The following is a 13,611-nucleotide window of genomic DNA, read 5'->3' on the forward strand; positions in this document are numbered from 1 at the left end:
GCTGGAGGTCAAGCCCGAGCCCACGCCCCGCGTTCGATGAGCACGTCCTTGAGCACCCGGGGCCGGTCAGTCATGAGCCCGTCGACGCCGAGGTCGAGCAGCCGGTGCATCTCCTCGGGCTCGTCGATGGTCCACACGTGCACCTCGCCGCCGCGGCGGCGGGCGGCGGCCACGAGGCGCCGGTCGACGACGGTGAGCGCGCCGTGGCGCACCGGCACCTGGGCCAGCGGCGGGCGGCCGGGGGAGCGGCCCAGCGGCAGCGCGGGCAGCCGCCCGGAGGCCCAGAACAGCGCCATCGCCCGCATGCCCATCGAGGTCAGTACCGACGGCCCGGCCAGCCTGCGCACCCGGGCCAGCCGCGCCTCGGAGAAGGAGGCCACGCACACCCGGTCGGCGGCGTTCGTGCGGCGCAGCACGTCCAGCAGCGGCTCGACGGCGGCGTCGGCCTTGACGTCGATGTTGAACAGCGCCTCGGGCAGCTCCTCCAGCACGTCCTCGAGCCGGGCGACGGGCTCGCGGCCGCCGATGCGCGCCTGTCTGACCGTCGACCAGGGCAGGGCGCCGACCTCGCCGGTGGCGTCGGTGGTGCGGTCCAGGCGCGGGTCGTGCTGCACGACGACGACGCCGTCGCTGGTGGCGTGCACGTCGGTCTCGATGTAGCGGTAGCCCTCGGCGACGGCGCGGCGGAAGGCCGCCAGGGAGTTCTCCATGCCGTGCATGTCGTCGCCGGGCACCGTGGAGTGCCAGCCGCGGTGGACGAAGGCCCTGGGGTGGGGGCCGGTGAGGAAGCCGTGTGTGGGCACGGTCCTGAGTCTGCCTCAGCGGCGTGGCGTTGTGGTGCACGACGGGTGTCGGGCTAGCGTCGCGGCCATGGTGAAGCTCTCCACCCGGCAGGCGCGGCACTGCGGCTGGTGCGGCGCGGGCCTGCCGGACGCGGCGGCGTCGGGTCGGCCGCGCCGCTATTGCGGGCAGGCGTGCAGGCAGCGGGCCTATGAGCGGCGCGGCATGGTGCAGCGCGGCGGGCTGCCCGAGGACGCGGTGGTGCTGTCGGCCGCGGAGCTGGCCGACCTGCAGGATCGGCTGTTCGCGCTGCGCTGCGCCGCCGAGGACGTGGTGACCGCGGTCCAGGACGGGGCCAGCCCCGCGGAGCTGGCGGCGTTGGCCGCCGAGATCGGTTTCGCGGCGAAAGCTGCCGAGCGTCTACGCTGACGATCACCCGTCCACTACGCTACGTGCCCATGTCCCCACGGAAACGGGTGAGGGTGACCGGGTGACGGACGACTGGGCCGCCGCGGCGGCGATACTCACGGCCACCGACACCGCCTACGCGCTCACCGACCAGCAGGGCCGGGTGCTGTGGGTGAACCCGGCCATGGCCGGGCTGCTCGGGCTCGGCGTCGAGCGCTGCGCGGGCCGGTCGCTGACGGCGCTGCTGGCGGGCGCGCCCGACGAGCCGCACCCGGCGGGCGTCGAGGAGGGCACGGTCGTGCCGCTGCCGGGCCCGCACGGCTACCGGTGGCTGGAGATCCGCTGCACGGCGGTGGACGAGGACCGCCTGCTCTACCGGGCGGTGGACGTGACGCACTGGCGGGCCCGCGAGCTGGAGGCGGGCGGGCTGTCCAAGCGGCAGGACGAGCTGCTGCGGCTGGTGGACGAGGACCCGCTGACCGGGCTGCCCAACCGGCGGGCGCTGACCCGCGAGCTGGAGCGGCAGCTGTCGATGGGCGCGCGCGGGGCGTTCCTGCTGCTGGACCTCGACCACTTCAAGGACGTCAACGACCTGCACGGCCACCCGACCGGCGACAAGGTGATGTGCACGCTGGCCTCGCTGCTGCGCGACCGCATCGGCAGCCGCCAGGTGCTGGGCAGGCTCTCCGGCGACGAGTTCGCCGCGGTGCTGCCCGGCATCGACGAGCGCGCCGCGGTGGCCGTGGCCGACCGGCTGCGCAACGCCATCGCCGCGGTGCCGCTGACCGGGGTGGCCGGGACGGGCCGCATCACCGTCAGCATCGGCATCGCCCCGTTCGACTCGGGCGTGTCCTGGCAGGAGGTGCTGGCCAACGCCGACATGGCGCTGTACGCGTCCAAGGCGGCCGGGCGCAACCGGGCCACCGTCTACGAGCAGGGCCACTACAAGGACACCGCGCTGCGGGTGACGGTGATCGAGCGGGTGCGCGCGGCGCTGCGCGACGGCGGGTTCGTGCTGCACGCGATGCCGATGGTGAAGCTGGCCAGCGGCCGGGTCATCGGCCACGAGCTGCTGCTGCGGCTGGAGGACGGGCGGGAACCGGCGCTGGGGCCGGGGGAGTTCCTGCTGGCCGCCGAGCGCAGCGACCTGGTATGCGAGATCGACCGGTGGGTCGCGGGCAAGGCCATCGAGACGCTGGTCGAGCACCCGTACCCGGGGCTGCGGTTCAACGTCAACGTCTCCGGCCGCACCCTGGAGGACGAGGACTTCGGCGACTTCGTGCTCGACCGGCTCACCGCGGCCGGGGTGGCGCCGGGCCGGTTGGGCTTCGAGATCACCGAGACCGCTGCGGTGACCAACCTCGACGCCGCCCGCAGCCTGGCCCAGCAGCTGCGCGCCTCGGGCTGCCGGATCACCCTGGACGACTTCGGCTCCGGGTTCGGCTCGTTCGTGCACCTCAAGGAGCTGCCGATCACCGGGCTGAAGATCGACGGGGAGTTCGTGCACGGCATCGACTACGGCAGCCGCGACACGGTGCTGGTGCAGGGGCTGGTGGAGATCGCCCGCGGCCTGGGCCTGTCGGTGGTGGCCGAGTGGGTGGAGCGGGCCAGCCAGGTCGAGGCGCTGTCCCGGCTGGGCGTGCGCGTCGCGCAGGGCTTCCACCTGGGCAAGCCGGAGCCGCTGGCGGCGCTGCTGGCCCGCCCGCACGGCACCTGGATGCGCCGCCCCACCCTGATGCAGGACCTGCAGACCCTGGAGTCCTGACCCCGGACACACGGCGGCCCCCGCCCGGGCGGGCGGGGGCCGATTGCGCGTGCGGGATCAGAGCGCGTTGCGCGCGCTCTCCCACTCGCGGTCGGTACGGACAGCCATGACACCATCCCCCATTCGTGTCTGCGCCGCGACACCCCCCTGGCATCCGGACCCGGCCGAGTGGCCTTTCCGGTGCGGCGCGTGACAATTCTACCGCGAAACGACCATGCGATGCCGCAATTAGAGTGAACCGCTGCGGCTGTTCGGGGGGCCGAGCACCTCGCCTACCAGATCCACCGCGCTGCGCTGCGGGTCCCGGGCCGCGCTGTTGTAGACCTGCTCGGTGGTGTCGACGCTGCTGTGCCCCACATCCGCCTGCACGTGCACCAACTGCGCCCCCGCCTCCACCGCCGTGGTGACGTAGAAGTGCCGCAGCGCGTGCGGGTGCATCGCCGAGGCCACGTCCCGCAACACCGGCCCGCCCGCCTCCGCCAGCCGCCGCAGCAACTGCCACACCGCCTGCCGCTGGTACCGCGCCCCCGTGCGCGTGCGCAGCAGCGGACTGTCCACCAACGCCCGATCCCGCCGCGCGGGCAACGACCCCTCCGCGGCGTCCCGCGCGCGCAGGTAGTCGCTGATCGCCGACTCGGCCAGCGCGTGCAGGTACACCACCCGCGTCTTGCCGCCCTTGCCCCGCACCCGCAGCGCCCGCCGCCCCCGCGTGACGTGCAGGTCACCGCGGTCCAACCCGCAGATCTCCCCGACCCGCAGCCCCAGGGTGAACAACGCGACCACCGCCGCGGCCCGCGCGCTGTCCACCGGCCCGGCCCCCCGCCGGGGCGCGGCCGCGGTGTCGTAGAGCGCCCGCACCTGCGCCGTGGTCAACGTGACGGTCCCCGAGGCGGAGTCGGCGGGCACCGCCAACCCGAGCCGCCGCCGATCCAGCGCGGCCGGGTTGCCCGCGGCCAACCCCGTGTCGGCCAGGTGCGTGTAGAGCGCCTTCACGGTGGCCAACATCCGATCGCGGGTGGCCACCGCGGCCCGAGCCTGCTGCAGGTCCGCCAACCACACCTTGACCTCGGAGGACCGCGCCGCACAGGGGTCGATGCCGCGCGCGGCGCACCACCGAAACCAATGCAGCGCCCGCAACCTCCCCCGAGCCGCAGGCGGCGGCCCACCCCGCCCCGCTCCAGCCCCCCGACCGTTCGCCCGGGAGGCCGAGGCGGCAGCGGACACACCGCCACCCGCCGAACCATCAGCGCCCAACACACCGCCGCTCCCCAGCGACCGACCGCCGCCCGGCACACCGCCGCCGCCCGGCACACCGCCGCCGCCCGGCACACCGCCGCCGGCCGACACACGGCCGCCACCCACCGCGCCGCCCCCGATCGCACCGCCGCTGCCCGGTGAACCATCGCCGCCAGGTGCACCGGCACGGAGCGCGCCGCCGCCACCCTCCGGCGAACCGCTGTCACCCGCCCAGCCGCCGCCATCCAGCGCACCGCTGCTGCCCGGCGAGGAACTGCCGCCCGCCCAGCCGCCGTTAGCGGGCGCACCACTGCCACCAGGTGCACCGCTGCCCGAACCACCAGCGGAGGTCGTTCCGCCGCCGACATCCGCAGCGAACAGTTCCTCTGCGTGGCCTCCGGCTGCCCGCACGTGTGACCCGGCCCCGGGCGCCTGAACCCTGTCCTGGTCCGGGCGCCCGGGCGCATCGCCGCTGCCCGTCATGCCCCCCGCCGTGCCGCTGCTGCCTGTCGGGCCGCCGGTGTTCGCCGCTGTGTGGTCGGTGGGTGGGGTGAGGCCGAGGGCTCGGGCGTAGCGGGCGAGGGCGGCGGTCCAGCCGGGTGGGTGGTCGGTGTGCCAGTCGCGCAGGTCGGCGACGGTGACCGGGAGGCCGAGGCCCTCGGCGTAGGTGCGGCGGGTGCCCGCGTTGCCGTACCCGGCCAGCCACTCGGCGATCTCGCCCAGCAGCCGCACCGGGTCGGCCACGCCGGGCCAGGGGCCGGGGGCGGGTCGCGGCGCTAGATCATCAGGCACGCCGCGACCCTACGGCCTAGTCGCCGAGCGGGTTGAGCAGGTCGGCCTTGCCCTCGAAGGCGAACAGCAGCAGGTCGGTCATGCGGAAAGTGGCCGCGTCCGGGCCGAGGGTGGGCCGCCAGTGCGGCTCGCGCACGATCGAGACCCGCGAGCCCTCCATGGCCCGGTGGAACACCTCGGCGACGATCCGCCCGCCGACCGCGCCCAGGCGGCCGCCGCCGAACTCGGCCTCGCGCAGCACGTAGAACCACAGCGGCGTGGCCTCGGCGACGGTGGCGCGCTGGGCGTCGGTCAGGCCCGCCAGGTCCGCCCCGCCGTTGCCGTCGAGGATCTGCTCGCGGGTCAGCGGCCGCACCCCGAACAGCCGCGCCATCTGCTGCCCGGTCGCCAGCTCGATCATCGACGCGCGGGTCAGGTTGCGGAAGGCGAGGTTGCGGGCGATCTCCGGGAACGCGGTGCCGCGCCCGGCGAACGTCCCGGCCGGGAGCTGCGCCAGCGGGTCGACCAGCAGCGTGTCGATCCGCTTGGTCACGTTGCCCCCGCCCGGCGGCGGCGCGAGGTCGGGGCGGTCGGCCTCGGTGAAGTCGTAGAGCCTGCGGAAGTCGGCGATCCAGTTCGTCGGCAGCCGGTCCACCGTGCCGGAGTTGGGGTCGTCCAGCTCGGCGAGCCCGCCGCCGGAGAAGTTGCCGGACACCCCGGTGAAGGTGAACAGCAGCAACAGCGACGCCACCGGTCCGGGGCCCTCGGAGCGGAACACCCGGTTCCACTCGTACGCGCCGCGCACCATGCTGTGCCCCATGCGGTAGGCGGCGACGGCGAACTCGACGGGCATGGTCGGGCGCCGCCCGCGGTGCGGGGACTCGAAGAACCGCCGCCCCCGGGTGAACACGTCCTCGACGACCGCGGGGTCGACCACGCGCGGCAGGAAGTCGGTGCGCAGCATCCACTGGTAGTGCTTGACCACCTGCTCGCGCGCGGCCTCGAACAGCCTGCGCTCGGCGATCCCGGTCAACGCCAGGTGCTCGACGACCCGGTTGTGGAAGCGGATGAACGCCAGGTGCGTCTGCGCGATCGCGAGGTTCTCGTCGTTGCGCGGGTCCGGGATCAGCGGCAGCCGCCGGTCGGCCAGCGTGCCGCCGGTGCCGCCCACCCTCGGCAGGTCGAACCCGGCGAGGTCGACCGCGACCCGCTCGTCGGGGAACGCCGCGGCGACCGTGGTGCCCGTCTTGAGCCGCACCCGGTCCTCGGCGTAGAACTTGCCGTCGTTGGCGTCCTGCGGGCCGCGCCCGTAGACGGAGTCGAGGTCGAGCGCGGGGGAGCGGCCCTGGACGAGCTCGTCGAGGGTGACGTCGCTGCCCAGCTGGGTCGCGGTGCGGTCCATGGTCAGGTCGTGGTCGACGAACTGGCCCAGGTAGGTGAACCCGGCCGGGACGGTGTCGTCGGGGTGCACGGCCTCGGCGTCGGTGATCGCGGCGGCCAGCGCGGCGCGCAGCTCCTCGTCGGTGCGCGGCCCCTTGGGCCCCAGCCGGGAGAAGCGGAACCGCCGCAGCTCCTCGGCGGTCGACGGCGCGCGGGTGATCGGCGCGCCGGAGTCGTCGGTGTCCAGCACTCCCTCGCCCACGACGAAGAAGCTGTTTCGGGCATGGCGAATCATCGGAACTCCCCCAGGTGAATTTCCCGGAGACCGGTTGATTTCCTCCCCAGGAAACCGGATCCCCGCTGGTCCCGAGGCTACCGGAAACGCGTGGTCCGGGCGCGGGAGCTGAGCGGGTGTTCAGCTATTTCCGATTTGCCGCGCGATTCGCCGCTCGTATTCCGCGCGGGCGGCGCGGTCGACCCGCAACGCCCGCCGGTCGTCGGCCAGCGTCCGCAGCCACCGCATCACCGGCTCCGGCGCCAGCGCGGCGAGGACGTCCCACGCCGCGAGGTACCCGGGCACCGCGATCTCCGCCTTGCGCGTGCGGCAACTGCCCACCACGGCCGCGGCGACGTCCTCCGGCTCCACCAACGCCAACCCGCGCCCCACCGGAGCCCCGGACGACAGCTCGGTGCGCACCGCCGAGGGCAGCACGGCGCTGACACTGACCCCGCTGTCGGCGTACTCGCGCCGCACGGCCGCGGTCAGCCCCAGCGCGGCGTACTTGCTGGCGTTGTAGACCGCCATGCCCGGGATCGCGATCTTGCCCGCCATCGACGCGATCGTCACCACATGACCCCGGCCGCGCGCGAGCATCCCGGGCAGCACCAGCCGCAGCCCGTTGATCACGCCCCACACGTTGACGTCCATCGTCACCCGCGACAGCGCGTCCGGCTCCTCCAGGAACCCGCCCAGCGGCATCACGCCCGCGTTGTTGACCAGCACGTCGATACGGCCGTGAGCGGCGAGGACGTCGTCGACGAAGGCGGCGTAGGACTCCCGGGAGGTGACGTCCAGGCGGCGATCGGTCCCGTCCAGATCACCCGCGCAGACGGTGGCCCCGGCGGCGGCGAACGCCCGCGCCGTGGCCAGCCCGATCCCCCTGGCACCCCCGGTCACGACGACGACGGCGTCGGCCAGGTCGATCGCCGGATAACGCGCACGGAACACCGAAGCACCTCCCGAGACCCGCTCTGGACCCTAGCGCCACCCCGGCCCGCCGCCGACCTCGGCGGGCGGGTCTGTGGCCGGGCTGCCTTGCAGGTACCTCGACGGCGGGGCTCGCGCCTGGCACCTCGCCGAAGCAGCGCTCGGTCACCGACGGGTCGGACCGGGGTGTCGTCCGGGCAGGCGGACTCGTGGCCTTCGCCAGCACGGTGCCCGCGCGGGCCGCGCGCAGGTGGCAGTCCGGCTGCGGTACGGGTCTTGTCCCTGCCATTCGATGTACGCCTGCTGTCGTGTTCCCGCCCTGGCAGGAGGCTCCCGTCCTGCCAGGGCGGACACCTGCGGCGCAGACCACCGCGGCCTGGCGTCGATCGTGTCCGCCTGCCAGGGCAGTGCGGGGCGATCTTGTCCGTCGTTCCGGCTCCGCACTACCGTGCCGGAGTGGATCTGTTCTCCTCGTCGTGGTCGGCCCTGCGGGCGGCGGTCGCCGGGTTGGCCGAGGCGGACTTCGCCCGACCGTCCGGATGTGCGGGGTGGCTCGTCCGCGACCTGGCCTGCCACCTGGTCATCGACGCCCAGGACGTGCTGATTACCCTCGCCACCCCGACCGACCGGGAGCCGACGCGTGACGCGGTGACCTACTGGACCGTCACCGACACCCCGCCCACCGGCGAGGACCCGCTCGACGCGCTCATCGTCCGCCTCGCCGCCGCGTACGGGGATCCGGCCCTGTTGCAGTTCCACCTCGACGACGTCGGCTCCGCGGCGGGCCGGGCCGCCGCCTTCGCCGACCCCGCGACCCGGGTCGGCACCAGGGGAGAGGTCCTGACCACCGCCGACTACCTCTCCGCGTACGTCCTGGAGTGGACGCTGCACCACCTCGACCTCACCGCCCACCTCCCCGACGCGCCCCCGCCGCCGGGGGAGGGCCTGGCCCGCGCCCGCCGGATGCTGGAGACGATCGCGGGCACGGCCTTCCCCGCCTCGTTCACCGACACCGATGTCCTCCTGGTCGGCACCGGCCGCCGTGCCCCCACCGACGGGGAGAAGGCCGCCCTAGGCGCGACGGCCGCCCGGCTGCCCTTCGTCCTCGGCTGAGCCAGCGCGGGCGAGCTCGGCCGGGTCGGTCACGACGGCGATGGCGACGATCTGCCCGCCGACGACGGTGAACACGAGGGCCGACAGCGGCGCGCCGTCCGCGCGCCAGGACACGATGCCCGGCCGCCCGTCGATGAGCACGACCCGTCCCCGCGCTGCCCCGGCGGCGGCCATCCGCGCGCCCGCGGCGACCTTGGTGGCGCCGAGCACCACGACCGCGCCGTCGGGGGTGTCGACGGTGAGCCGCACGTCGGGGGCGAGCACGCGCAGCAGGCCCGCGAAGTCGCCGTCGCGGGCGGCCGCCAGGAACGCCTGCACCACCTCGCGCTGCTCACGCCTGGTCGAGGTCGGCTCGCTCGCGCGCGCCTTGCGCCGGGCGCGGCTGGCGAGCATCTTCGTGGCGTCGGTTGACCTGCCGAGGATGCTGCCGATCTCGGCGAACGGCACCGCGAACAGGTCGTGGAGCACGAACGCCAGCCGCTCGTCGGGCCGCAGCGCGTCCAGGACGGCCTGGAGCGCGAGCCCGACCGCGTCGGCGAGCGCGGCGTGGTCGTCCGGGGCGGGGGCGTCGTCGACCGGCGCCGCCCAGTCGTCGTAGGCGGCCTCGGGTCGGGACTGCCGGGAGCGCAGCACGTCGAGGCTGATCCGGCCGACGACCGTGGTCAGCCAGCCCGCGAGGTTGTGGATGTCCGTGGTCTCCTGGCGGGCCAGCCGCAGCCATGCCTCCTGGACCACGTCCTCGGCGTCGGCGTGCGAGCCGAGCATGCGGTAGGCGACCGCGCGCAGCCGCTCCCGCTCGGCCTCGAACGCCTCGGCGACCGCTCCCGCCCGGACGATCACCCCTGCCCCCCGAACCGCTGCTGACGCAGCGAGATCCGGTTGCCGTCGGGGTCGACGGCCTCGACGCGCACCCCGAACGGGTAGTCCTGCGGCTCGTCCTCGACGAAGGCCACCCCGCGCCCGCGCAGCACCTTGAAGTCCTCCCACAGGTCGTCGGACTCGATGACGAGCGGCCCGGGCGCCGCCCCCGGCTCGACGGGCTGCCCCGCCGCGGGCGCGTGCTGCCACAGGATGATCTTCACCGGGCTGTCGGCCACCCCCACGGCGAGGAAACGCCCGTCCGGCCCCGCGACGTCGATGTGCTTCACCAGCCCCAGCCCCTCGGTGTAGAACTCCAGCGCACGCTCCTGGTCGGTGACGTACACGGTCACGTACATGATGTCGGTCAGCACGGTGGCTCCCACTCTCTCTCGTTGGTCGCCGGTATGACGGGAGCCGGGAGCAAGAGGTAACCGCGCCTCCCCACGCTGGCTGACCGCCCCCGAGTTCACGGCACTGGCCGACGTTCTTCGACGGCCCACGCGCCTCCCCACGCTCCCCACGCTCCCCACGGTCCTCATGCGCCTCCCATGCGCCCCTCATGCGCATCCCGACGCGCCTCCTCCTCCTCCTCCTCCTCCTCCCGCCATCCCTGCCGTGCACACCCCCTGCCGTGCAGAGCCCGGCAGCCACCCCAGTCCGTCCGCGGCTCCCCAGTCCCCCTCGGCAGCCCCCGCTCCGCCACATCTGCCCCCGGGAAACCCCTCCCGTTCACTCCGCTACAAAAGCTCTGTTCTGTAGCTGACCTAGGTTCGAGTTAAGCAACCAAAACCTCCAGTTGTGGTTCATGAACTGAAACCATACGATGCGCTGGTGATCGACGCGCTGATCGAGAAGGCACCGCCGGGACTCTGCGGCTTCAGTCGTTGCCGGGCGCCGCTGCCCGGACCGGGCCCGCGTGGAGGAAGGCCGCCGGAGTTCTGTCCCGAGCGGGAATGGCCGGGGGGACGCAGCTGTCGTCAGCTGGCCGCCGCGGAGGAAGCGCTGCGCGCGGTCGTGGGGGAGCAGGCACTCGGCGGCGGAGGGCTCAGCGCGGGCGCCGCCGTTCTCGTCGACGCCGTCGACCGGGTGCTGGACCCACTGCGGGAACTGCTGCTGACCACGCAGGAGATCCGGGCCACCGCCACCACCGAACTCGCCGCCGCCGACGCACGCGTCGCCCAGGCCGAGGAGGCCGCCGCCACCGAACGCGGCCTACGCGAAGCCGCCGACCACCGCGCCGAGACCGCCCGCGCCGAGGCGACCCAGGCCGTCGAAGCCGCCCAACAGGCGCACGCCGAAGCCGAGACCGCCCGCCAGGACCGCGCCGACGCCCTCGACCGCCTCCGCGCCGCCGAGACCGCCCGCACCCGAGCCGAACGCGACAAGGCCGCCGCCCAAGCCACCGCCGCCGCCGAACACGACCACGCCCGCCACGCCCAACAGGAAGCCCGCACCGCCCACACCCGAGCCGAAACCCTCCGCGCCGACCTGGCAGCCGCCCACGCCCGCATCGACGCCCTCCAGGCCGAGCTCACCGCCGCCCAGACCCACGCCGAAACCACCACCGCCGAACTCGCCGAGTACCGCAGCCGCACCGAGGCCCTGACCACCGAGCTGGCCGACCACCGCGCCCACACCGAAACGCTCACCACCGAACTCGCCCACCAACGCCAGCGCGCCGACACCGCGACCGCCGACCTGGCCCACCACCGCGCCCGGACCGAGACCACCATCGCCGAACTGACCGAGCTCCGCACCCGCGCCGACGCCACCATCGCCGAACTCCGCGCCCGCGTCGACACCCTCACTGCCGAACTCGCTGAGACCCGCGCGCGCGGAGACGTCGAACTGCGGGCGCGGGCTGACGCCGCCGCCCTCCACCAAGCCCGCGCCGAGGACGCCCGCGCCGAGCGGGACGCCGCCGTCGAGGCCGGGCGGCTCCTGCGCGCCGACCTCGACCGGGCGCACGCCGACACCGACCGCCTCCGGGCGCAGCTCGACCACCTCGCCGCCGAACTCGCCGAGGTCCGCGAGCAGCGCGCCGGGTGGGTGCGGGCCGTCCGCAGCGTCCTGCGGGACAGCGATAGCGAGGCGGTCCGCAAGCGGCTGGCCGCGATCCTTCCGCCGGATCAGCACGACCCGGCCTAGCCGCCCCCGGGCACGGCCCACCCAACGGCCCTTGGTCACGGCCCGCCCGAGGGCCCCCGGGCACGGCCCGCCCAACCGCCTCCGGATACGCCCCTGCCCCCGAACACGACCTACCCAATTGCCCCCGGACGCGCGATCCACCCAGCCGTCCCGGCACACCGCCCCCGGACACGACGCGGCCCCGCCGTCACACTCGACGACGGGGCCGCACCCAAAGAAGCGTCACGCCCGCTCGTACGACAGCACGACCATCCCGCTCGGCAGCGACTTCGTGCCCGTCAAGGTGAACGCGGTGGGGGAGAAGTCCGCGCTGAACAGCGGCACCCCGGAGCCCACCACCACCGGGTACACCTTGAGCACCAGCGCGTCGACCTCCGCCAGCAGCGCGCCCGCCAGGCGGCCGCCGCCGGCGAGGTAGATGTCGCGGCCCGGCTGCGCCTTCAGCTCCCGGATCCGCTCCACCACACCCGACGACACGACCTCCACCGCCGGGTCCGGGCTCTCCCCGAGACTCCCCGACACCACCACCTGCCGCAGATGCGCGTACGGGCTGGTCACCCCGATCTCCAGCGCGGGCTCATACGTCACCCGCCCCTGCACGCACACGTCGAAGTTCGGGTTCGGCACGTCCACACCCAGCTGCGCGCGCACGTGCGTGGGCAACGTGTCGGGGTAGTCGTCGCGGATGAAGCCGACCACGTCCTCCGTCACCGGGAAGAAGTCGACCTCCCCGCCGGGCCCGGCGATGAACCCGTCGATCGACATGCCGACGTAGTACACGAGCTTGCGCACACAGCCTCCACTACACTTGAACTACTCTCACTGTAGTACTCCAGATGTAGTGGTGTCAACGAGGAGACCCATGCGCCACAACCCCGCCCGCCGCACCGCCCTGCTCGACGCCGCCATCGACGTCCTCGCCCGCGACGGCGCCCGCGGCCTCACCTTCCGCGCCGTCGACACCCACGCCGCCGTCCCCACCGGCACCGCCTCCAACTACTTCACCAACCGCGACGACCTCCTCACCCAGGTCGCCCACCGCGTCTACGAACGCCTCACCCCCGACGCCCCCACCATGGCCGCCGTCCACCACGGACCCCGCGACCACACCACCCTCACCCGACTCATGCACGAACTCGTCGACCGCGTCACCGCCTTCCCCAGCGGCCACCTCGCCCTCCTCGAACTCCGCCTCGAAGCCACCCGCCGCCCCCACCTGCGCGAACTCCTCACCACCCGCATCCGCGCCGACGTCGACGCCAACATCACCACCCACATCGACTCCGGCCTGCCCGGCGACCCCACCACCGTCGAACTGCTCTACCTCGCCCTCAACTGGCTCATCCTCGAACGACTCACCCTCCCCGACGTCTTCCCCGACCCCCACCACCTCGTCACCGAACTCGTCCGCCGCCTCGCATGAGACGAAAACGGGGCGCGACCCGACCGGCCGCGCCCCGCCCCCGACACCCTCATCACATCCGCGACCGCCGCGGGCTCGCCACCAGCAGACCCAACGCGATCATGCCGACCGCCAACAGCAGGTGCAGCCAGTTGTCCGCGTTGTTCAACGGCACGAAGTTCGCCGCACTGTCATGCCCGATGAACAACCCATACAGCCACAGCAGCAGGTAGATCAGCCCACCGCCCAGCAGGAACGCCCGCGCACCCGACAACGTCCGCGCCATCGCCAGCCCCGCCACACCGAACAACAGGTGCACCAGGTTGTGCAGGATCGACACCTGGAACAACCCGAACAACAGCGCGCCGGACTCATGCCCGGCGAACTGCATCTCGTCGTAGTTCGTCGTCACCCCCGGGATGAACCCCAGGATCCCCACCAACAGGAACACCGCACCGACCGCCGCGGCCACCTGCTGACCGGGGTGTCGAGTACGCGTACCGGACATGTCGCCCATCACGACCTCCTCGAAGTGACCGT

Annotated in this window: 13 protein-coding genes; 5 read left to right on the plus strand and 8 right to left on the minus strand. The window is 73.8% G+C overall.

What is annotated here, in order from left to right:
• Positions 1-8 precede the first annotated feature (8 nt).
• Positions 9-803, minus strand: coding sequence for a glycerophosphodiester phosphodiesterase family protein (locus Actkin_RS15540; protein ID WP_189210229.1), 795 nt, complete (start codon positions 801-803; stop codon positions 9-11).
• A gap of 67 nt (positions 804-870) precedes the next feature.
• Between Actkin_RS15540 and Actkin_RS15545 the strand changes: the two genes are divergently transcribed.
• Together Actkin_RS15545 and Actkin_RS15550 are read left to right on the plus strand one after the other, a co-directional pair.
• On the plus strand, positions 871-1,209 hold the full coding sequence (locus tag Actkin_RS15545) for a hypothetical protein (protein WP_258907750.1): 339 nt from the start codon (positions 871-873) through the stop codon (positions 1,207-1,209).
• Between the two features lie 61 nt (positions 1,210-1,270).
• Positions 1,271-2,953 (plus strand): putative bifunctional diguanylate cyclase/phosphodiesterase, encoded by a 1,683-nt coding sequence (locus Actkin_RS15550; RefSeq protein ID WP_229786786.1) that lies wholly within the window; start codon positions 1,271-1,273, stop codon positions 2,951-2,953.
• A gap of 228 nt (positions 2,954-3,181) precedes the next feature.
• Here the strand turns inward: Actkin_RS15550 and Actkin_RS15555 are convergent, their stop codons facing one another.
• From Actkin_RS15555 to Actkin_RS15565, 3 genes are all read right to left on the minus strand, one after another.
• Positions 3,182-4,006 (minus strand): tyrosine-type recombinase/integrase, encoded by an 825-nt coding sequence (locus Actkin_RS15555; RefSeq protein ID WP_258907751.1) that lies wholly within the window; start codon positions 4,004-4,006, stop codon positions 3,182-3,184.
• A gap of 991 nt (positions 4,007-4,997) precedes the next feature.
• Complete coding sequence (locus Actkin_RS15560; protein WP_258907752.1) at positions 4,998-6,635, minus strand: peroxidase family protein; 1,638 nt, start codon at positions 6,633-6,635, stop codon at positions 4,998-5,000.
• Between the two features lie 120 nt (positions 6,636-6,755).
• On the minus strand, positions 6,756-7,568 hold the full coding sequence (locus tag Actkin_RS15565) for an SDR family oxidoreductase (RefSeq protein ID WP_258907753.1): 813 nt from the start codon (positions 7,566-7,568) through the stop codon (positions 6,756-6,758).
• Positions 7,569-8,003: 435 nt separating this feature from the next.
• Between Actkin_RS15565 and Actkin_RS15570 the strand changes: the two genes are divergently transcribed.
• Positions 8,004-8,660 carry a maleylpyruvate isomerase N-terminal domain-containing protein gene (locus Actkin_RS15570; protein WP_258907754.1) on the plus strand — a complete coding sequence of 219 codons (657 nt, stop codon included), beginning with the start codon at positions 8,004-8,006 and terminating at the stop codon, positions 8,658-8,660.
• Here the strand turns inward: Actkin_RS15570 and Actkin_RS15575 are convergent.
• A complete protein-coding gene (locus Actkin_RS15575) occupies positions 8,619-9,497 on the minus strand; it encodes a sigma-70 family RNA polymerase sigma factor (RefSeq protein ID WP_258907936.1) in 879 nt (292 codons plus the stop codon). The two genes, Actkin_RS15570 and Actkin_RS15575, sit on opposite strands and share 42 nt — an antisense overlap.
• A complete protein-coding gene (locus Actkin_RS15580; RefSeq protein WP_258907755.1) occupies positions 9,497-9,904 on the minus strand; it encodes a VOC family protein in 408 nt (135 codons plus the stop codon). The genes Actkin_RS15575 and Actkin_RS15580 overlap by 1 nt, the downstream gene beginning before the upstream one ends.
• A 631-nt stretch (positions 9,905-10,535) precedes the next feature.
• Here Actkin_RS15580 and Actkin_RS15585 point away from each other — a divergent pair.
• Complete coding sequence (locus Actkin_RS15585) at positions 10,536-11,669, plus strand: coiled-coil domain-containing protein (RefSeq protein ID WP_258907756.1); 1,134 nt, start codon at positions 10,536-10,538, stop codon at positions 11,667-11,669.
• A 222-nt stretch (positions 11,670-11,891) separates the two neighbouring features.
• Here the strand turns inward: Actkin_RS15585 and Actkin_RS15590 are convergent, their stop codons facing one another.
• Entirely contained in the window at positions 11,892-12,461 is a 570-nt protein-coding gene (locus tag Actkin_RS15590; protein ID WP_258907757.1) for a dihydrofolate reductase family protein, read from the minus strand.
• 70 nt (positions 12,462-12,531) lie between these two features.
• On the opposite strand from Actkin_RS15590, the gene Actkin_RS15595 reads away from it, so the two are divergent.
• Positions 12,532-13,092: a TetR/AcrR family transcriptional regulator gene (locus Actkin_RS15595; protein ID WP_258907758.1), complete on the plus strand. Its 561-nt coding sequence runs from the start codon at positions 12,532-12,534 to the stop codon at positions 13,090-13,092.
• A 52-nt stretch (positions 13,093-13,144) separates the two neighbouring features.
• Here the strand turns inward: Actkin_RS15595 and Actkin_RS15600 are convergent, their stop codons facing one another.
• Positions 13,145-13,579 carry a DUF4383 domain-containing protein gene (locus Actkin_RS15600; RefSeq protein WP_229787028.1) on the minus strand — a complete coding sequence of 145 codons (435 nt, stop codon included), beginning with the start codon at positions 13,577-13,579 and terminating at the stop codon, positions 13,145-13,147.
• Positions 13,580-13,611: the final 32 nt, after the last annotated feature.

Source organism: Actinokineospora sp. UTMC 2448, assembly GCF_024760565.1.
GTDB classification, from domain to species: Bacteria; Actinomycetota; Actinomycetes; order Mycobacteriales; family Pseudonocardiaceae; genus Actinokineospora; species Actinokineospora fastidiosa.

Excerpts from the sequence above, each read along its gene's own strand:
- Actkin_RS15545 (WP_258907750.1), top strand. The coding sequence starts at position 871 with ATGGTGAAGCTCTCCACCCGGCAGGCGCGGCACTGCGGCTGGTGCGGC.
- Actkin_RS15560 (WP_258907752.1), bottom strand. The coding sequence starts at position 6,635 with ATGATTCGCCATGCCCGAAACAGCTTCTTCGTCGTGGGCGAGGGAGTG.
- Actkin_RS15595 (WP_258907758.1), top strand. The coding sequence starts at position 12,532 with ATGCGCCACAACCCCGCCCGCCGCACCGCCCTGCTCGACGCCGCCATC.
- Actkin_RS15600 (WP_229787028.1), bottom strand. The coding sequence starts at position 13,579 with ATGTCCGGTACGCGTACTCGACACCCCGGTCAGCAGGTGGCCGCGGCG.